At 60.5% G+C, this 19,041-nt stretch carries 21 protein-coding genes; 14 read left to right on the top strand and 7 right to left on the bottom strand.

The window, feature by feature from the left end:
• Positions 1 to 78: 78 nt before the first annotated feature.
• From ACA057_RS21705 to mnmH, 5 genes are all read left to right on the top strand, one after another.
• Positions 79 to 858 carry an AraC family transcriptional regulator gene (locus tag ACA057_RS21705; RefSeq protein ID WP_497342195.1) on the top strand — a complete coding sequence of 260 codons (780 nt, stop codon included), beginning with the start codon at positions 79 to 81 and terminating at the stop codon, positions 856 to 858.
• 200 nt (positions 859 to 1,058) lie between these two features.
• A complete protein-coding gene (locus ACA057_RS21700; RefSeq protein WP_497342193.1) occupies positions 1,059 to 1,232 on the top strand; it encodes a DUF1427 family protein in 174 nt (57 codons plus the stop codon).
• 43 nt (positions 1,233 to 1,275) lie between these two features.
• Entirely contained in the window at positions 1,276 to 2,232 is a 957-nt protein-coding gene (locus tag ACA057_RS21695) for a quinone oxidoreductase family protein (RefSeq protein WP_497342191.1), read from the top strand.
• A 102-nt stretch (positions 2,233 to 2,334) separates the two neighbouring features.
• Complete coding sequence (selD, locus tag ACA057_RS21690; protein ID WP_497342189.1) at positions 2,335 to 3,369, top strand: selenide, water dikinase SelD; 1,035 nt, start codon at positions 2,335 to 2,337, stop codon at positions 3,367 to 3,369.
• Entirely contained in the window at positions 3,369 to 4,472 is a 1,104-nt protein-coding gene (gene mnmH / locus ACA057_RS21685) for a tRNA 2-selenouridine(34) synthase MnmH (protein WP_497342187.1), read from the top strand. Before selD ends, mnmH begins: the two co-directional genes overlap by 1 nt.
• Positions 4,473 to 4,524: 52 nt before the next feature.
• On the opposite strand, the gene ACA057_RS21680 is transcribed toward mnmH, so the two are convergent.
• Positions 4,525 to 5,199: a histidine phosphatase family protein gene (locus ACA057_RS21680; RefSeq protein WP_497342185.1), complete on the bottom strand. Its 675-nt coding sequence runs from the start codon at positions 5,197 to 5,199 to the stop codon at positions 4,525 to 4,527.
• A gap of 356 nt (positions 5,200 to 5,555) precedes the next feature.
• On the opposite strand from ACA057_RS21680, the gene ACA057_RS21675 reads away from it, so the two are divergent.
• Positions 5,556 to 6,266 carry a glutathione binding-like protein gene (locus ACA057_RS21675; RefSeq protein WP_497342183.1) on the top strand — a complete coding sequence of 237 codons (711 nt, stop codon included), beginning with the start codon at positions 5,556 to 5,558 and terminating at the stop codon, positions 6,264 to 6,266.
• 242 nt (positions 6,267 to 6,508) lie between these two features.
• Complete coding sequence (gene hemB / locus ACA057_RS21670; RefSeq protein WP_497342181.1) at positions 6,509 to 7,483, top strand: porphobilinogen synthase; 975 nt, start codon at positions 6,509 to 6,511, stop codon at positions 7,481 to 7,483.
• Here hemB and ACA057_RS21665 read toward each other — a convergent pair.
• A complete protein-coding gene (locus tag ACA057_RS21665; protein WP_497342179.1) occupies positions 7,480 to 9,045 on the bottom strand; it encodes an FAD-dependent oxidoreductase in 1,566 nt (521 codons plus the stop codon). The two genes, hemB and ACA057_RS21665, sit on opposite strands and share 4 nt — an antisense overlap.
• Positions 9,046 to 9,283: 238 nt before the next feature.
• Between ACA057_RS21665 and ACA057_RS21660 the strand changes: the two genes are divergently transcribed.
• Positions 9,284 to 10,369 (top strand): DUF1615 domain-containing protein, encoded by a 1,086-nt coding sequence (locus ACA057_RS21660; RefSeq protein WP_497342177.1) that lies wholly within the window; start codon positions 9,284 to 9,286, stop codon positions 10,367 to 10,369.
• 77 nt (positions 10,370 to 10,446) lie between these two features.
• Here the strand turns inward: ACA057_RS21660 and ACA057_RS21655 are convergent, their stop codons facing one another.
• Positions 10,447 to 10,887 carry a phage infection protein gene (locus tag ACA057_RS21655; RefSeq protein ID WP_497342175.1) on the bottom strand — a complete coding sequence of 147 codons (441 nt, stop codon included), beginning with the start codon at positions 10,885 to 10,887 and terminating at the stop codon, positions 10,447 to 10,449.
• Here ACA057_RS21655 and ACA057_RS21650 point away from each other — a divergent pair.
• Both ACA057_RS21650 and ACA057_RS21645 read left to right on the top strand, forming a co-directional pair.
• Positions 10,886 to 11,080, top strand: coding sequence for a hypothetical protein (locus tag ACA057_RS21650; protein ID WP_497342173.1), 195 nt, complete (start codon positions 10,886 to 10,888; stop codon positions 11,078 to 11,080). The two genes, ACA057_RS21655 and ACA057_RS21650, sit on opposite strands and share 2 nt — an antisense overlap.
• A 67-nt stretch (positions 11,081 to 11,147) precedes the next feature.
• Positions 11,148 to 11,771, top strand: a complete 624-nt coding sequence (locus tag ACA057_RS21645; protein WP_497342171.1) for a glutathione S-transferase N-terminal domain-containing protein — start codon at positions 11,148 to 11,150, stop codon at positions 11,769 to 11,771.
• A gap of 40 nt (positions 11,772 to 11,811) precedes the next feature.
• On the opposite strand, the gene ACA057_RS21640 is transcribed toward ACA057_RS21645, so the two are convergent.
• Positions 11,812 to 12,252: a CBS domain-containing protein gene (locus ACA057_RS21640; RefSeq protein ID WP_497342169.1), complete on the bottom strand. Its 441-nt coding sequence runs from the start codon at positions 12,250 to 12,252 to the stop codon at positions 11,812 to 11,814.
• Positions 12,253 to 12,605: 353 nt separating this feature from the next.
• Here ACA057_RS21640 and ACA057_RS21635 point away from each other — a divergent pair, with 353 nt between their 5' ends.
• Complete coding sequence (locus ACA057_RS21635) at positions 12,606 to 14,966, top strand: DNA polymerase II (RefSeq protein ID WP_497342167.1); 2,361 nt, start codon at positions 12,606 to 12,608, stop codon at positions 14,964 to 14,966.
• Here ACA057_RS21635 and ACA057_RS21630 read toward each other — a convergent pair.
• Positions 14,931 to 15,401: a DUF1810 domain-containing protein gene (locus ACA057_RS21630; RefSeq protein WP_497342165.1), complete on the bottom strand. Its 471-nt coding sequence runs from the start codon at positions 15,399 to 15,401 to the stop codon at positions 14,931 to 14,933. The genes ACA057_RS21635 and ACA057_RS21630 overlap by 36 nt on opposite strands.
• Positions 15,402 to 15,429: 28 nt before the next feature.
• Positions 15,430 to 16,251: an aldo/keto reductase gene (locus ACA057_RS21625; RefSeq protein WP_497342163.1), complete on the bottom strand. Its 822-nt coding sequence runs from the start codon at positions 16,249 to 16,251 to the stop codon at positions 15,430 to 15,432.
• A gap of 348 nt (positions 16,252 to 16,599) precedes the next feature.
• Here ACA057_RS21625 and ACA057_RS21620 point away from each other — a divergent pair, with 348 nt between their 5' ends.
• The 3 genes from ACA057_RS21620 to ACA057_RS21610 all read left to right on the top strand — a co-directional run bounded on the left by ACA057_RS21620 (position 16,600) and on the right by ACA057_RS21610 (position 18,503).
• A complete protein-coding gene (locus ACA057_RS21620; protein ID WP_497342161.1) occupies positions 16,600 to 17,349 on the top strand; it encodes a hypothetical protein in 750 nt (249 codons plus the stop codon).
• A 232-nt stretch (positions 17,350 to 17,581) separates the two neighbouring features.
• The gene (locus ACA057_RS21615; RefSeq protein WP_497342159.1) at positions 17,582 to 18,367 is read left to right on the top strand and encodes a sulfite exporter TauE/SafE family protein; all 786 of its coding nucleotides are present in this window, start codon (positions 17,582 to 17,584) and stop codon (positions 18,365 to 18,367) included.
• Between the two features lie 10 nt (positions 18,368 to 18,377).
• Positions 18,378 to 18,503 carry an ATP-binding protein gene (locus ACA057_RS21610; RefSeq protein WP_497349976.1) on the top strand — a complete coding sequence of 42 codons (126 nt, stop codon included), beginning with the start codon at positions 18,378 to 18,380 and terminating at the stop codon, positions 18,501 to 18,503.
• On the opposite strand, the gene ACA057_RS21605 is transcribed toward ACA057_RS21610, so the two are convergent.
• Complete coding sequence (locus tag ACA057_RS21605) at positions 18,500 to 18,868, bottom strand: VOC family protein (protein ID WP_497342157.1); 369 nt, start codon at positions 18,866 to 18,868, stop codon at positions 18,500 to 18,502. The genes ACA057_RS21610 and ACA057_RS21605 overlap by 4 nt on opposite strands.
• Positions 18,869 to 19,041: the final 173 nt, after the last annotated feature.

The raw sequence follows: 19,041 nt of genomic DNA, 5'->3' as shown, positions 1-19,041 counted from the left end.
CAGACGGTTGCCGCCAGTGGCGACAAGGCCTGCGGCTCGTTACCATGCAATCTCCGAAAAGCCCAATGAACACTGCCCATGGCCCTTGCTGCCCCGCCAGACTTGAGTGATACCGACGTGCCGGTGCAACCGCTGGCGCGGACCTATCCGCGCGGGTTGTACATCGAGCCGCATGAGCATGTCTGGGGGCAGTTGTTGTACGCGATGAGTGGGGTGATGTGGGTCGAGACGCCCCAAGAAGCGCTGGTGGTGCCGCCGCAGCGAGCGGTGTGGCTGCCACCGGGCGTGCCCCACGGGATACGCGTGGTTTCGGACCTGCAGATGCGCAACATCTACCTGCGGCCGTCGCTGGCGGCAACCCTGGACGACACGGTGCAAGTGATCGAAGTCGGTGGTCTGTTGCGCGAGCTGATCGTCGGGCTGGTGGAGCAGGGCGACGATGGCGCTCCCGAGTATTACGAAGCGCTGGTCGGCCTGGCGCTGCTGGAACTGCAGCGGGCCAAGCGCTCGCAACTGAAAATCCCCTTGCCGGACGATTCCGACCGGCGCCTGATGAATGTCTGCCAGGCGGTCATGGCCGCGCCATCCCTGGACATTCCTTTCGAACAACATGCCGAAAACGCCGGTGCCAGCGTGCGCACCCTGGCGCGGCTGTTCAAGGACGGTTTGGGCATGGGCTTCGCCGAGTGGCGGCGGCAAGTGCAATTGGCGACGGCGGTGGCGGAGTTGATCCAGGGCGTGGCGGTCAGTGCGATTGCCCGGGAACTGGGGTATTCGCCGAGCAGTTTCAGCGACATGTTCCGACGCGAACTGGGCGTCGCACCCTCGCAATACTCAAGCCACAACGAACCCCTGTAGGAGCTGGCTTGCCAGCGAAAGCGTCCTTCCAGACAACACCTTATTGATTGACACACCGCCTTCGATGGCAAGCCAGCTCCTACAGGTTTGCCTGGCGACCGGCGATAGTGCTTTGACCGAAATTCAGAAGCACTTGGCCGATGCCCGCCGGCGTGTCTCCCTAGACTCATCGCATACCTCAGTGACACGCGGAGTCTGCCATGAACTACCTCATCTCAATCGTCATCGGCCTGGGCGTCGGCCTGCTTTACGGCGCTCTGGATTTTCGTTCCCCCGCACCACCAGCCATCGCGCTGGTCGGTCTGCTCGGCATGCTGGCCGGCGAACAGTTGTGGCCGATGGGCCGGCAGCTGGTGGCTGGCTGGATCTCCTGAGTCATTTGTGACGCGCCTTTTCACTCATTCGATGGACACTCCCATGAAAGCACTGCAATTCGACAAAACCGGCGACCTCTCGGCCCTGCGCTTCGTCGAGGTTCCCACGCCCGTTCCCGGCGCCGATGAAGTCCTGGTGCAGATCAAGGCTGCCGGCCTCAATCCCAGCGACGTGAAGAACGTATTGGGGCGTTTTCCCTACACCACGTTGCCGCGAATTCCGGGGCGTGATTTTGCCGGTGTCGTCGTCGAAGGCCCGCAGGCGCTGATCGGTGAGGAAGTCTGGGGCACCGGCCGCGAGCTGGGCTTTTTCGCCGACGGCTCCCATGCGCAATTCGTAAAATTGCCGGCCAATGGCGTGGCGCGCAAACCCACTCACCTGGACTTCGCCCAGGCCGCCAGTCTCGGTGTGCCTTACACCACGGCGTGGGACGCACTGGAACGCAGCCTGGTGACGGCCGACACCCGATTGCTGGTGATCGGCGGTGGGGCGGTCGGCAGTGCCGCGTTGGCGTTGGCCAAGGTACGTGGCGCTCAGGTATTGGCGGCGGCGCGGCGGCCGGAGCAGGTCATCGAGTTGCAAGCGCAGGGGTATCAAACGCTGCAACTGGATAAACCCGAGGACCTCGGCGCGCAGGTGAATGCCGTGTACGCCGGCGGTGCCGATGTGATTTTCGATACCACTGGCTTCTGGCTGCCCGCGTCGGTTGCGGCATTGGCGGCGTTCGGGCGCATCGCGATCATCGCCGCGCCGGTGGACGGCCTGGTGCAGCTGCCGGCCCTGGCGTTGTATCGCAAGGGTGGTTCGGTGGTGGGGATCAACTCGTTGCTGTACGGGGTTCAGGCCTGTGCGGCGATGCTTGATCAGTTCGGCAAGTTTTTCGATCAAGACTTGTTGCCGTTGCCGCAGGGACTACTCGAATCGCCGTTGGCCGAAGGGCTGGAGCGCTATGCCGAGGTGAATCAGGGTCGCGGCGAGAAAGTGATTTTATTGCCATAACCTAATCAATGTGGGAGCGGGCTTGCTCGCGAAGAGGGCCCTGACAGTCGACATCAATGTCGTCTGCTAGAATCGGCGCCATTGATCCCACGAGGTACCCCCATGAGCGAGCCGATTCGTCTGACCCAATACAGCCACGGCGCAGGGTGTGGCTGCAAGATTTCTCCCCAGGTGCTGGAAGTGATTCTGGCCGGCAGCGGCGCGCAGAACCTGGACCCGAAACTTTGGGTCGGCAACGCCTCCCGTGATGATGCCGCGGTGTACGCGATCGATGAAGAGCGCGGCGTGGTGTCGACCACCGACTTTTTCATGCCGATCGTCGACGATCCGTTCGACTTCGGCCGCATCGCCGCCACCAATGCCATCAGCGATATCTACGCCATGGGCGGCGATCCGTTGATGGCGATTGCGATCCTCGGCTGGCCGGTGAATGTACTGGCGCCGGAAATTGCCCGGGAAGTGATTCGCGGCGGGCGTTCAGTCTGCGATGAAGCGGGGATTCCGTTGGCCGGTGGGCATTCCATCGATGCGCCGGAGCCGATTTTCGGCCTGGCGGTCACCGGTCTGGTGCAAAAGCGCCACATGAAGCGCAACGACACCGCCACCGCCGGTTGCCTGCTTTACCTCACCAAACCCTTGGGCATCGGCATCCTCACGACTGCCGAGAAGAAGGGCAAGTTGCGCCACGCCGACATCGGCCTGGCCCGCGACTGGATGTGTACCCTGAACAAACCCGGCAGCCGCTTCGGCAAACTCGACGGCGTGACCGCGATGACCGACGTCACCGGTTTCGGCTTGCTCGGGCATCTGGTGGAAATGGCCGATGGCAGCAACGTGACGGCCCGAATCGAGTACGACCGCGTGCCGCGCCTGCCGGGCGTCGAGTATTACCTCGACCTGGGCTGCGTGCCGGGCGGGACGCTGCGCAATTTCGACAGCTACGCCAGCAAACTCGGGCGGCTTCAGGAAATGCACAAACGCGTGCTGTGCGACCCGCAAACCAGCGGCGGCCTGCTCGTCGCGGTCACCCCTGAGGGTAACGAACAATTTCTCCAAGTGGCTGCCGAATTAGGCCTGGCCCTTGAGCCAATCGGTGAACTGGTCGAGCGACAGACAAACGCGGTCGAGGTGTTTTGATGTCTATCGACTGCACCGATTACCGCAACCTCTTTCTCAACGACCGGCCGATGCTGGATGCCCGCGCGCCGATTGAATTTCACAAAGGCTCATTCCCCGGCGTGGTCAACCTGCCGCTGATGAACGACAGCGAGCGGCAACGGATCGGCACCTGCTACAAACAGCACGGCCAGCAAGCCGCCATTACGCTGGGCCATCAATTGGTGTCCGGCGAGATCAAAGCCGAGCGCATCCAGGCCTGGGCAGAGTTTGCCCGAGCCCATCCCGATGGCTATTTGTATTGTTTTCGCGGCGGCTTGCGCTCGCAGATCGTCCAGCAGTGGCTCAAGGACGAGGCGGGCATCGACTATCCAAGAGTCGGTGGCGGCTACAAGGCCATGCGCACCTTTCTGCTGAACACGCTCGATGCGGCGGTGACCCAATGCGATTTCGTGCTGTTGGGCGGCATGACCGGCACCGGCAAGACCGAGGTGCTCACGCAGCTGCGCAACGGGCTGGACCTGGAAGGCCACGCCAACCATCGCGGTTCCAGTTTCGGTAAACACGCCACTGGCCAACCCTCCAACATCGACTTTGAAAACCGCCTGGCGGTGGATCTGCTGAAAAAGCGCGACCACGGCATCGAGCAGTTTGTGCTGGAAGACGAGAGCCGGGCGATCGGCAGTTGCGCCCTGCCGTTGCCGCTGTTTCAGGGCATGCAGCAGTTCCCGATGGTCTGGCTTGAAGACAGCCTGGAAGGGCGGGTCGAGCGAATCCTGCGCGATTACGTGGTGGACTTGTGTGCCGAGTTCATTGACGTGCATGGCGATGAGGGTTTTGCGCTGTTTTCCGAGCGTTTGCTGGAGAGCCTGAATAACGTGCAGAAGCGCTTGGGCGGTGAACGCCATCGGCGGATGTTGATCTTGATGGAAGAGGCGCTGGCGGAGCAGGCGAACAGCGGGGCAGTGGACTTGCACCGGGGCTGGATCGAAGGGTTGCTGCGCGAGTATTACGACCCGATGTACGCCTTTCAGCGGGAGAAGAAGGGCTCGCGGATCGAGTTTGCCGGGGAGCGTGGGGCGGTGCTTGAGTACCTGCGGGAGCGAGTCAGTCAGCGAGGGTGAGGGTGGTTTTGCCGGCCTCTTCGCGAGCAAGCCCGATCAGACACCCAGCCACTCAAGTCGGACAAGTCTCCCGACCATTATCCAGACCTTGCTTGTAACTGTGGCTCACCAGGCTGGCCTTGCCGTTGTGCCAGGTCAGCGTGAGTACATACAGCGAGTCGTAGTCGCTGGATTCCCAGTCATCGGTGATGTTCTGTTTCTTGCCAACGGCTTCCCCGGCGACCTTGTTGATCAGCTCTGGCAGGTAGCCGTGGGACCAGGCGGTGTAGATGACCGAGTTGTGATACTTGTCGTGCAGCAGTTCATCCGCGAGGTCACTGGTGTCATTGGCCGAGAAGTTGATGTTCACCGGCAAACCAAGCTTGATGGCGCTGGGGCTGATGGTCATCAGGGGGCGAATGTAACTGTAGGAATTGTCCAGTTCGCCTTCCTCGACATTGCGCGTCGGATTGGCGGCAAACACGTAGTTGGCCTTGCCGAACTTTTCCGGCAACAAGGTCGCCAGGTCGATCGCGCGGTTCAGACCCTGGCAATTGAGTTGGCCGAGGCCGCCAGCAGGTTTTTCCGCGTGGCGCAGGAACACCAGCGTCTGGGTGCCGTCCGCCGGTTGGGCGCGGCTTTCGCTGGATTCCAGCACCAGAAACAATGCGCTGGCTGCCAGCAACGCGGGCAGCAGCAAATAAGCGCGATGTTTGAAGCGGTTGGCGAATTTCAGTGGGTTCATCATTGGATTAAGGGTTCTTCAGCGCATTTCGTTAAGGCTGACAAACCTTTACACCGCGAATTTCCTGCGTCGGGTGTTTTCCATGTCGTTCAGCCGGTCCGTTTTCAAAGGAGGCAGTGCTCAGAGTCCTCTGACGCCCGTTTGGTTCGATTCCGGCAAAGAGCGCAGCAATCTACCGGGAACCTTTAACGGGTTGGAGTAAAGGTTATCGACAGGATGTTGCGGATTTATGGACACGTTACACGTGTAAGCGCCGCCGGAGGCTGCAATCTCTCGATCTTGAACATCAGTGAGATTGATACCGGCAACAGATCTCCTGCATTAAGATCGTCATTCTCAATTTCCTCGTGGATCCTCCCATGACCGATTTGTCCCTGTTTCCCATCACCCAGAAATGGCCGGCGCAGTACCCCGAGTGGATTCAGCTTTACTCCTTGCCGACCCCCAACGGCGTCAAGGTATCGATCATGCTCGAAGAGATCGGCCTGCCCTACGAACCGCACCGTGTGGGCTTCGACACCCATGATCAGCTGTCGCCTGAATTCATGTCCCTGAACCCCAACAACAAGATTCCGGCGATCCTCGACCCCCATGGTCCGGGAGACCAGCCGTTGCCGCTGTTCGAGTCCGGGGCGATTCTGATCTACCTCGCTGACAAGAGCGGGCAGTTGCTGGCGCAGGAATCGGCCGCGCGTTACGAGACGATTCAGTGGCTGATGTTTCAGATGGGTGGCATCGGGCCGATGTTCGGCCAGTTGGGTTTTTTCAATAAATTCGGCGGCAAGGACTACGAGGACAAGCGGCCCCGTGATCGCTATGTCGAAGAAAGCAAACGCCTGCTCAGCGTGCTGGATGGACGCCTGGAAGGGCGTGACTGGATCATGGGTGAGCGTTATACCATTGCGGACATCGCGACGTTCCCGTGGGTGCGCAACTTGATTGGCTTCTATGAGGCCGGCGATCTGGTGGGCATCGAGGATTTCCGCAACGTCACGCGGGTGCTGGAAAAATTCCTGGCACGGCCGGCGGTGATTCGCGGGCTGGAGATCCCTAAGCCCCTCTCCAATTAACCGAAGAACCTGTGGGAGCGGGCTTGCCCGCGATAGCGGAGTATCAGACACATTGATGCTGGGTGGGCCGCCGCCATCGCGGGCAAGCCCGCTCCCACAGGGTATTGTGTTGCTACGGTGATTGTTGCGGGTCCGGTAACTGTTTGTTCCCTCGCAGACGTTTGTGCCCTATAGCGCTCAGGGCATAAGCTTTCGCCCCCTCTACGACGTTCGTCTCGTCCTCCGATTTTCAGGAATATCCAATGTCCAGTCAGTTCCCCGAAGCACGTCCACGCCGTTTGCGCCGCAATGCGAGCCTGCGCAGCCTGTTCCAGGAAACCGAGTTCAGTTTGAACGACCTGGTGCTGCCGATCTTCGTCGAGGAAGAAATTGACGACTTCGTGCCGATCAAGAGCATGCCCGGGGTGATGCGTATTCCGGAGCGGAAACTGGCCGGCGAGATCGAGCGTTATGCCCGGGCCGGGATCAAATCAGTGATGACCTTCGGCGTTTCGCACCACCTGGACAGCAGCGGCAGTGACACCTGGAGCGACAACGGCCTGGTGTCGCGCATGTCGCGCATCGCCAAGGACGCGGTGCCGGACATGATCGTCATGTCCGACACCTGTTTCTGCGAGTACACCGATCACGGCCACTGCGGGGTGCTGCACAACCACGAAGTCGATAACGATCAGACCCTGATCAACCTTGGCAAACAAGCCGTGGCGGCAGCCCGTGCCGGAGCCGATGTGATTGCCCCGTCAGCCGCCATGGACGGACAGGTTCAGGCCATTCGCCGGGCGCTGGATGACGCCGGTTTCAGCCAAACCGCGATCATGGCGTATTCGACCAAGTTTGCTTCGGCACTCTACGGCCCGTTCCGCGAAGCCGGCGGCAGCGCGCTCAAGGGTGACCGCAAAAGCTATCAGATGAACCCGATGAACCGCCGCGAAGCCGTGCGCGAATCGCTGCTGGACGAACAGGAAGGCGCTGATGCGTTGATGGTCAAGCCGGCCGGCGCGTACCTGGACATCATCCGCGACATCCGCGAAGTGTCGCGCCTGCCGCTGTCGGCGTATCAGGTGAGCGGCGAGTACGCGATGATCAAATTCGCCGCCCAGGCCGGGGCGATCGATGAGGACCGCGTGGTGCGCGAGAGCCTTGGCGCGATCAAGCGGGCCGGGGCGGACCTGATCTTCACCTACTTCGCCATGGACCTGGCCCTGGCCGGAATCTAAACCCCACCACATTCGGACGGTGGTGAATCAGGGGGACCGAAGTACGGCCGAATCCCGTGATCCCGGAAATACCGCTCGATCACCTTCGGATCGGAACACGTCTCGGCAATCGCCACATAGGTATCCGGGCGCAACAGGTAAAACCCGCTGTGCCCCAAACCTGCGCCTTCGAACGCCGGCCGCCAGCCGAACACGTGCAGCGGCAAATGATGCTCGTGGCACCAGGCGATCATCTCGTCGCTGGTGTCGCCGTACACATGCACTTGCCAGACGGGGCATTTCAGCGGTCCGAAATTATCCCCCTCACCGTCGTGCGCCCAGGGCAGTCGATCTCCGCCATGAACGTGGCCGGCAACGCCGTTGCTCAACGCCATCCCGCGATAATTCAGGGTGATCTGCGACACCGTGCGAAACAGGAGCTCCCGGGCCGTACCCAGCGAGGCCATTTTCGGCAACACGAACGGCGCCAGACGCGTGCGCAGCAAATCGGCCATGCGCCCCTCGGCGGTGACGAAACTGAACACCCGATCGGTGGTGGCGACCAGTTTGCGGGCAAACGCGATGCGCTCGGTTTCGTACGTGTCGAGCAATTTGGCCGTGGCGCCGCCGCTCAATACCGCCGCAAGTTTCCAGGCAAGGTTGATGGCGTCGCCAATCCCGGTGTTCATGCCCTGACCGCCGGCCGGGCTGTGGACGTGGGCGGCGTCACCCAATAGAAACGCGCGTCCGCTGCGAAAGTGGTCGGCAACCCGATGGTGCACGCGGTAGGTCGAGAACCAGTTCAACTGTTCGATCTGCACCTTCAGGTTTTCGATGGCGCGGCGGCTGACGTCTTCGAAACGCAGGGTTTCGGCTTGCTCGGCGCGTTCATCGCGCACGGTACCAATCAGGCGCGCGCGGCCGGTTCCCGCCAATGGAAACACCGCCAGAAAATCCGCTTCATCGAGGTCCACATGCAGTTCGCCATTGAACGTCGGCCCGCTTGCCTGGACGTCGGCGACATAGAAAATCTGCTGGTAGGTGCCGCCGGGAAATCCGGTGTCCAACGTCTTGCGCACAATCGACCGGGCACCGTCACAGCCCGCCAGATAACAGGCCTGACAGCTTTCCTGCTGGCCATCGGGCAAGCGCAACCGGGCGTTGATGCCGTCACCGGTTTCCTCGAAACCCTCCAGTTCCGTGTTGCGTTCCACCTGGATGCCGAAACCTTCGAGGCGTTCGATCAACAGTCGTTCGTGCTCGTCCTGGGGGAAGATTTCGAGGAAGGCGTAGGGCGTCAGGCCCTCGCCGATGGTGCTCAGCGGCAACCGCGCCACGGGCTCGCCCTTGACCCAGAAATTGGCGGCGGCCACGTGATGGCCGTTCTGCACAACCGCTTCGCTGAGGTCGAGTTGGCGATACAGCTCCAGCGTCCGCGCCTGCACGGCCAGCGCCCGCGACGTGGTGCCGGGTGCCGAGGTCTTGTCGATAATCCGCACTCGGACGCCCAGTTTGCTCAGCCACAGCGCCAGTACCAGCCCGGTCGGGCCAGCGCCGATGATCAGTACGTCGCTACGATTCATGAGCCTGGCCTCCTCGATGTGTGGATCAAGTATGGTCCAGCCGAGGCAGACGGCCAGGCTCACTGCTCAACGAAAAAAAACCCCTCAATGCCTGTAGCAGCCGTCGAGCCAGCATACGGCTCTGTAGTAGCTGCTGCAGAGTTGAACGTGTGGAACAGTCGACGGTGGCCGCAGTCATAGCCTGCGCCATGCCATTGGTCGTATGGTTAACCCGGCTCAACGGATTAGATGGAGCACCATGCAAGCCAATCGATTGATCATGAGCATCGCGGCGCTGCTGATTCTGGCCGGTTGCGGGACTCAGCGCACGCAACAACCTCCGGCGCGCAAGCCCGCCGAGGTCAAGGCCGAAATCGTGCGCCTGCTGCCGGCCAAAACCGTCGACCGCCAAGGCTGGGCCACGGACATCTACGCAGCCTTTGCCGCCCAGAATATTTATCCCTCCACGCAAAACCTGTGCTCGGTACTGGCAGTGGCCGAACAGGAATCGACCTTCCAGGTGGACCCGCCCGTGCCGGGCCTGGGCAAGATCGCCCGTGAGGAGATCGACCGCCGCGCGGCCAAGGCGCACATCCCCAGCCTGCTGGTGAGCGGCGCGTTGCAAGTGAGTTCATCCAACGGTAAAAGCTACAGCGACCGCCTGAATGCCGCGCGCAGCGAAAAAGAGCTGAGCGCGATTTTCGATGACTTCATCGGCATGGTGCCCATGGGCCGGACCCTGTTCGGTGGCTTCAACCCGGTGCATACCGGTGGCCCGATGCAGGTCAGCATCGATTTCGCCGAGGGACAGGCAAAGAATTATCCCTACCCGGTGGAGGGCTCGATCAGGCATGAAGTGTTCACGCGCCGTGGCGGGATGTATTTCGGCATTGCCCACTTGCTCGGTTACCCCGTGAGCTATCAGCAACCGCTGTATCGCTTCGCCGATTTCAATGCCGGTTGGTATGCCAGCCGCAACGCGGCATTTCAGAACGCCGTGAGTCGTGCTTCCGGTATACCGCTGGCGCTGGACGGTGATTTGGTGCGCTACGATTCCATTATGCCCGGCACCACGGAACGGGCAGTGCGCACCCTCGGCAAGCAACTGGACATGCGCAATCCGACCATCCGGGACCAACTGGAGGAGGGCAAAAGCCTCGAATTCGAGAACACCGAGCTTTATCAGCGGGTCTTCGCACTGGCGGAAAAGACCGAAGGCCGTTCCCTGCCGCGTGCGGTATTGCCGGGGATCGTGTTGGAGAGTCCGAAAATCACCCGAAAACTCACCACGGCATGGTTCGCCAAACGGGTTGATGAACGATATAAGCGATGCATGGCGCGCTGAGCGAGCCGAAAAAAAGCACAAAAAACCCGGCTGATCAGGCCGGGTTTTTCGTTATGTGCTGCGGCGAAGCCATTGACTCATGCGGCGCGGCTTTCGATCAGACGATCCGAACCACCTTCAGCAACGCGGTTTTCGATCAGACGATCCGAACCACCTTCAGCGACGCGATTCTCGATCAGACGATCCGAACCACCTTCAGCGACGCGATTCTCGATCAGACGATCCGAACCACCTTCAGCAACGCGGTTTTCGATCAGGCGATCAGAACCACCTTCGGCCACACGATTCTCGATCAGACGATCCGAACCACCTTCGGCCACACGATTCTCGATCAGACGATCCGAACCACCTTCAGCGACGCGATTCTCGATCAGACGATCCGAACCACCTTCAGCCACACGACTTTCAATCAGACGATCCGAGCCGCCTTCAGCGACAACCGGGTGAGTCGAGGTCGCGGCGAACGCGTTAACTGCAAAAACCGAGAAAGCGATGCTGAGGAGGGTTTGGCGTTTCATGATCGTGTGCTCCGGGGGTGTTGTTGGTTGGTATGGAGCTGATGTTACGCCGTGGATTTTTTATGAGAACTTCATTGACGTGATGGTGAACATCGACAGCAATGATGGGCCGAGCGACCTGCCTATCGCGGGCGTGATGGTGCGGTCGACGGGTGGCAACGGTGCGGTCGATGGTGGCTTCTACACTGAATAGCCTGATGTCGCAGGCTGAGATCTGTTGACCAACCGCTTAAACAAAACCGAATCTCGGGGACGTGTTTATGTACCAGCTCTATGGACACAAGAACTCAGGCGCCGCGGCGATTGAAGCGGCACTGGAGCTTTGCGAGATTCCTTATCGCTTCATTGATGTCGAGACCTCCCCGGAGGCGGCCAAGGCCCTGGAAAAGCTCAATCCGCTCAAGCAGATTCCAACGCTGCAAAAGCCTGACGGCGGCATTCTCACTGAAAGTGCGGCGATCCTGATTCACCTGGGAATGGCGTTCCCCAAGTCGAACTTGCTGCCGGAAAACGTCGCCGAGCGCGATCAGGTCATCCGGGGAATGGTGTACATCGTCAGCAATTGCTATGCGGCCATCGGCATCATCGATTACCCCGAACGCTGGTTGGCCAAGGCGGATCAGTCGTCCAGGGAAAACCTCATGGCCGGTACCCGACAGCGACTGCATTGGAGCTGGGAGGTGTTTGCCGATCAGTTTTCGGGTGATTTGTACCTGGGCGATGAAACCCCGGGTGCGCTGGATGTGCTAGCGGCGGTAGTGACGCGCTGGGAGGGCAGTCGGGAGTACCTGCGCCATGCCCGACCCGGATTTTTCGCCTGGCTGACACGAATCGACCGGCACCCGACATTGGCCCCGGTCTTCGCCCGGCATTGGCCCTCCTGAGCACCGCCGCTCCCACCTTTTGATTTGTGGTGATTCGCAATCACTCGCCGCGGATGTACTGCTCCAACTGCCGGATCAGCTCCGCCTGTTCGGCGATGGCTTCCTTGACCAGGTCGCCAATCGACAGCAAGCCGATCAACTGGCCGTTTTCCACCACCGGCAAGTGGCGCAGGCGCTTGTCGGACATGATGCCCATGCAGGTTTCGACGGTTTGATGGGTGTCCACGGTAATCACCGGCGAGACCATGATGTCTTCCACCGGTGTGCCGACGGAAGAGCGGCCCTTGAGCACCAGTTTGCGCGCATAGTCACGCTCGCTGATGATGCCGACGACCTCGCCATCTTTCACGACCGGCAATGCACCGACGTTTTTCGCGGCCATGACCATCAGCGCTTCCAGCACCATTTGATGAGGCGCAATGATGTGGACTGCATGATTCTGTTCAGCCTTGAGCTTCAGCAATTGGGCGACGGTTTTCATGGTGGCTTCTCGGGTGTTGTCGTTATCCTTGAAGAATCGTAGACCTGAGCCCGAAGGGCAAGGCAGAAAGCGGCAGATAACGCGCAAAAAACGTCATTCGGCGGTTTTTCTTCGGAAACCTTACCCATCCAGTCAACAAACACCCGCCCTCCGACGGTGGAACCGAACCCTGTGGAGCGAGCCTGCTCGCGATAGCGGTGTGTCATTCAATACAGGAGTCAACTGAGCCACCGCCTTCGCGAGCAGGCTCGCTCCCACAGGTTCTACATCTGCCTGACATGCTTGAGCCAGGCGGGCTATCCCCCGCAATGACGCGTAGAATTGCAGCCAGAATCAAATATGAGGTTGCAGTGGTGGATTTACAGCAGGGCTTCGTCCTGACCCGGCATTGGCGCGATACCCCGGCCGGTACGGAAGTCGAGTTTTGGCTGGCGACCGATAGCGGTCCCCGACGAATCCGCCTGCCTTATCAACCCTCGGTGGCGTTTATCCCGGCAGCGCAGCGCGAGCAAGCCGAGGTGCTGCTGAGGGGCGAGAAAAACGTCGAACTGAAACCATTGGCCCTTGAGGATTTCGAGCACCGCCCGGTGCTCGGCCTGTATTGCCAGCAACACGGTCAGTTGATGCGCCTGGAAACCGCACTGCGCAGGGCCGGCGTCGATATGTTCGAAGCCGACGTGCGCCCGCCGGAACGCTACATGATGGAACGCTTCATCACCGCGCCGGTGATCTTTGGCGGCACGCCGAATGCCGAAGGCCTGCTGCTCGACGCGCAGATGAAACCAGATCCCGCCTACCGTCCCACGCTCAGGCTGGTGTCGCTGGACATCGAAACCACCGCTCAGGGCGAGTTGTATTCCATCGCCCTGGAAGGCTGCGGCGAGCGTCAGGTCTACATGCTCGGCCCGCCCAATGGCGACGACCGCGAGGTGGATTTCCAGCTCGAATACTGCGACTCGCGAACCCTGCTGCTGAAAAAACTCAACGAATGGTTCGCCCGGCACGACCCTGACGCGATCATCGGCTGGAACGTTGTGCAATTCGATCTGCGCGTCCTTCACGAACACGCCCGGCGCCTCGGGGTGCCGTTGAAACTGGGCCGTGGCGGCGAAGAAATGCAGTGGCGTGAACACGGCAGCCGCAACCATTACTTTGCCGCCGCCGCGGGCCGGCTGATCATCGACGGCATCGAATCCCTGCGTTCGGCCACCTGGAGCTTCCCGTCATTCAGCCTGGAAAACGTCGCGCAAACCCTGCTCGGCGAGGGCAAGTCGATCGACAACCCGTACCAGCGCATGGACGAAATCAATCGCATGTTTGCCGAGGACAAACCGGCGCTGGCCAAGTACAACCTCAAGGACTGCGAACTGGTCACGCGGATTTTCGCCAAGACCGAACTGCTGACCTTCCTGCTGGAGCGCGCCAGCGTCACCGGTTTGCCGGCCGACCGCAGCGGCGGCTCGGTGGCGGCGTTCACTCACCTCTACATGCCGCTGATGCACCGCCAGGGTTTCGTCGCGCCCAATCTCGGCGGCAAGCCAGCTCAAGCCAGCCCTGGCGGTTTTGTCATGGACTCGCAACCGGGGCTGTACGAATCGGTGTTGGTGCTCGACTACAAGAGCCTTTATCCGTCGATCATCCGTACCTTCCTCATCGACCCGGTGGGTTTGATCGAGGGACTCAAGCATCCCGATGACAGCGAATCGGTACCCGGTTTTCGCGGTGCACGTTTTTCCAGAACCCGGCATTGCCTGCCCGCCATCGTCGCCCGAGTCGCCGAAGGCCGGGAAACTGCCAAACGCGAACACAATGCGCCGCTGTCCCAGGCGCTGAAGATCATCATGAACGCCTTCTACGGCGTGCTCGGTTCCAGCGGTTGCCGGTTTTTTGATACGCGCCTGGCGTCGTCGATTACCTTGCGCGGCCACGAGATCATGCTGCGCACCCGACAGTTGATTGAAGCCCAGGGCCATACGGTGATTTACGGCGACACCGACTCGACCTTCGTCTGGCTGCGCCGTGCCCACGGTCAAGAAGAAGCGGCGAAGATCGGACACGCGCTGGTCGATCACGTCAACCAGTGGTGGCGCGAGCATGTGCAGCAGGAATATGGCCTGGTCAGTGCGCTGGAGTTGCAGTTCGAAACCCATTACAAACGCTTCCTGATGCCGACCATCCGCGGTGCCGAGGAGGGCAGCAAGAAGCGCTATGCCGGGCTGGTCACCCGCGCCGATGGCACCGACGAGATGGTCTACAAGGGCCTGGAAACCGTGCGCACCGACTGGTCGCCGCTGGCCCGGCAATTCCAGCAGGAGTTGTATCTGCGTATCTTCAATCGCCAGCCGTATCAGGATTACGTGCGCGACTACGTGCGCAAAACCCTGGCCGCTGAGTTCGACGACCGGCTGATCTACCGCAAGCGCCTGCGTCGCACCCTCAATGACTATGAACGCAACGTGCCGCCTCATGTGCGGGCGGCGCGGATTGCTGACGAGTACAACGACCAGCAGGGCCGGCCGCGGCAATACCAGAACGGTGGCTGGATCAGTTACGTGATCACCGTCGCCGGGCCCGAGCCGCTGGAGATCCGCAGCGCGCCCATCGATTACGACCATTACGTGACACGGCAGTTGCAACCGGTGGCGGACGCGATCCTGCCGTTCGTGGACGACGACTTTTCAACCTTGATTGGTGGGCAACTGGGCCTGTTTTGAGTCCAGCAGCGACAGCGTCCAGTCATCCAGAATGCCGTGGAAGTACCTGTTCAAGGCTTGATGAAAGAGACTGTCATCGGCCGCGACCTGGGCGAACAACGTCATCGAGGAATGAAATTTGAGGTTGTCGGGATGGCCGAATATGGCGGCAATCGAGCTCTTTTCAATGTTCAGCACCAGCTGCGTGCAAGTGCGCAGCCGTGAACCCAGCAGCGGATGATTCAGGTACGCCGTGGCTTCCTCGGCGGAACGAATGGCAAAGTGGCGCGACATTTCGCTGCCCCCCAACCCGGCGAGCTGCGGAAAGATGAACCACATCCAGTGACTGCGCTTGTGACCTGCACCCAGTTCGTCCTGAACCCGTTTGAACACCGGGTCCTGCGCCTGGATAAAGCGTTGCAGATTGAATGAATCAAGCGGATCGGTGCTTCTCATGCCGAAGCCTCTGACAGACCGCGATGGCTCAGACCATGGCCAACCGCTGCTTTCGTTGTGGCGCGTGAAAAGCCTGGTCCAGCGCCTCCAGATCCCCAGCGTCCAGATGCAACTGCGCCGCTTGCGCATTGAGCCTCACATGCTCGGGTCCGACCGCTTTGGGGATGGCGATCACTCCTTCCTGTCGAAGAATCCATGCCAGCGATACCTGGGCAGGCGTCACGCCGTGACGGTTGGCAACCTGCTTGAGCGTTGAATTGACCAGCATATGCCCACCCTGGCCGATCGGACAGTAGGCCATCAAGGGCAACCGATGCTGTTGGCACCAGGGCAGCAGATCAAATTCGATGCCGCGCTCTTCCAGGTTGTAGAGCACCTGGTTGGTGGCGCAGGCGGGTGAGTCCAGTTCGTGCAAGTCGTCGAGGTCGAAATTGGACACGCCCCAACGGCCGATCTTGCCTTGTTCCCGCAGGCGCTCGAAGGCTTCGACCGTTTCCTCCAGGGGAAACTGGCCGCGCCAATGCAACAGGTACAAATCGATGAAATCGGTGCCGAGCCGCCGCAGGCTGCGCTCGCAGGCCTGGGGGATACCTTTGCGGCTGGCATTGTGCGGGTAGACTTTGCTGACCAGAAAGACCTTGTCGCGCAGGCCGGCGATGGCTTCACCCACGACTTCCTCGGCGCCGCCTTCGCCGTACATTTCGGCGGTGTCGATCAGGGTCATGCCCAACTCGATGCCCTGGCGCAGCGCTGCGACTTCCTGGGTTCGCCGGGAGGCATCCTCACCCATGCGCCAGGTGCCTTGTCCGATGACCGGTACTTCGACGCCGGCTAATTGAAGCGTGCGCATTCAAACCTCCTTTTCGTCATTCAATTAATACATCAGTTGGCAGCAAAATAACCCGGAGGTTCCGTGGACCTGTAGCAGCTGTCGAGCCCGCGAGGCTGCGTTCGAGCCGGGGGCGCGCTCGACCGAAGTCCTCGCTAAACCTGCGCAACAGGGTTTGCCTGAAACTCCGCGTTGCCTGAATTTACGACTGATTCGCAGCCTCGTGCCTCGACAGCTGCTACGAGGATTGTGCGAAGTCAGGTTTTTGTGAACGGACCGTCGGCACCGCACTTTTTCGGGATTGGCGGTTCTATCCTTGGCAGCCTGCGGCGATCCCCACCGCAAGCCCATGCCCCAGTTCAAGAACCCATGGCTCGAGTTTTACCCTTGGTTACACTGAAAATCCGCCGCCGCAGCCTGCTGTTGGCCTGCTTGTCGATGTGCTTCGCCACGGGGTGCAGCCAGCAGCAGGGCAGCGACATCGTCAATCAGTTTCGCGAGGGCAAACCCCAGGAATTCCTCCAGACCAGCGTCGACCGCATGGCGACCCTGACGATGCGCGATAACCTCGACAGCTTGTATTTGCTGATGAGCAAGCTCTACCTGCGCAACCCCGAGGAGCTGAAAAAATCCGGGTTCCTCGACGCCCGCACCGCTGAAAAGCAAGTGCGCATGGCCATCGAACAGCAACAACCGCTGCCGACGCTCGGAGGCAAAAAAGACCTGGCGGCGCTCAGTTACGCCATGAGTCCGCAGTTCCTAGGCGACCGGGTCGGGGCCTTCATCTATGCCATCGGCAGCATGCTGGTCACCGCCCACGGCAACCGTCTGGAGTTCTACATGACGGATGCGATCAACCCGACCTTCGTCAGCAACGCCGCGCGCAACATCGAGAAAGCCACCTGGATCCTCAGCCAGCGACAAAGCAAAAGCGGCGAGCCGTTGTTGTTCTCCAACGAAATCTCGGAGGAGGGCAGCAACCTGAGTTTTGCCGTGGAGTTCGGCAAGATTGTGGCGCGCCTGGATTTGCTGACCCAGATGCTCGATGAGCGCTACCGCCGGATCGGCTTGAATTACGCGCAAAGCCTGCTTTTCCTGAATTTCCTGCCCGTGCAGTAACCTTGGCCACTTAATCTATCCCCTGTGGGAGCGGGCTTGCTCGCGAAGGGGCCGTGCCAGTCGACATTATTGTTGCCTGACACACCGCTTTCGCGAGCAAGCCCGCTCCCACACGGCGTTGTGTGAATAAAGCATTCGGGGAATAACGATAGTTCGCATCGATATAAGTGGTTATAAGAAAAATCGCTATGCTGCGGGCCAGATTTTTCATGCGTTTTTTGTGGGCGTGTTAATGGATTTCGTTAACTTCGGTTTGGTAGTTGCAGGTTTGGTAGTGGGTTTCATCGTCGGCATGACCGGCGTGGGCGGCGGCTCGCTGATGACGCCGATCCTCCTGTGGTTCGGCATCAACCCCGCGACGGCGGTGGGCACGGACTTGCTGTACGCGGCGATTACCAAATCCAGCGGCGTGCTGGTTCACAGAAAGAACAAGAACATCGATTGGGCGATCACCGGTTGGCTAACCCTCGGCAGCGTGCCGGCGGTTGCCATGACGCTGTGGTTCCTCAGTACGTTGCACACTTCACCTGATGCAATGAACGCCGTGATCAAACAGGCCCTGGGCTTCGTGCTGTTTGCCACGGCGCTGGCAATTTTCTTCAAGAAACGCCTGCTCGATTTCGCCCACAAACGCGCCGGTGGCAACTACAACCCCAGCGGCTCGCGACTCAATGCGCTCACGGTCATCACCGGCCTGGTGCTCGGCACGATGGTCGCGCTGACCTCCATCGGTGCTGGTGCCCTCGGCACCGTGGCGTTGTTCATCCTCTATCCGCTGCTGCCGACCCGTCGCCTGGTCGGCACGGAAATCGCCCACGCCGTACCGCTGACGCTGGTCGCCGGTCTCGGCCACGCCAGCATGGGCAACATGGATTGGCATGTGCTGGGCTACTTGTTGGTCGGTTCGCTGCCGGGCATCTACCTGGGCAGTCATTTGACCGGCCGGATCTCCGATGAAGTGCTGCGCCCGTGCCTGGCCACGATGCTGGTGCTGATCGGGTACAAACTGGCGTTCTGATTCTGCGGGCCTGGGGTTGTACATTTGCCGCAGCATCGTCCAGGCCCATGGCGGCGAACTCTGGGCCGAGAGCGAACCTGGCGTTGGCAGTGTGTTCACCTTTTCCATCCCGGCGTTGGCCGTGGCCGCTGCTTAGGCTCGGGTCAGAATCTCCAGCAGGTGGCCGTCCGGGTCATCGAAGTAGACCCGTCGGCCAGCGCCATAATCGTTGATCTCGTTCGGTCGCTGCTTGCCGGGGTCGGCCCACCAGGGCTGCTGTCGCGCTTGCAGGCGGGCGAAGGCGGCATCGAAATCCTCGTCACCGATCAAAAACGCATAGTGCTGCGAGGCAATCGGCGGGTCGTTGTCGTAAAAATCCAGCGATACGCCGTTGTCGAACTTGACGACCAGCATCGGGCCGAAGGGTTCGGGGCTGGGCAGGCCGAGGATGTCGGCCAGATAGTTGGCCGATGTCTGCTTGTCGCGGCACCAGACGATGGTGTGGTTCAGCTGAGCGCTCATGGCATGATCCTCATAGAGCGATCCTCACGGTGGATCAGGTGTCTCGTTTTCAGTGTGAGATTAGCCCAGCCTGTTGCGCAATGACCGCCCTGACCTAAGCTTGGGGCAAGGCGAGAGACAATTTGCGGTGCGTCACCCGGAACGAACGCCGCGATGCGCAATCACTAGAGCGT

Source organism: Pseudomonas sp. LBUM1661 (genome assembly GCF_059695925.1).
This window is presented reverse-complemented; position numbering and strand designations above follow the sequence as displayed.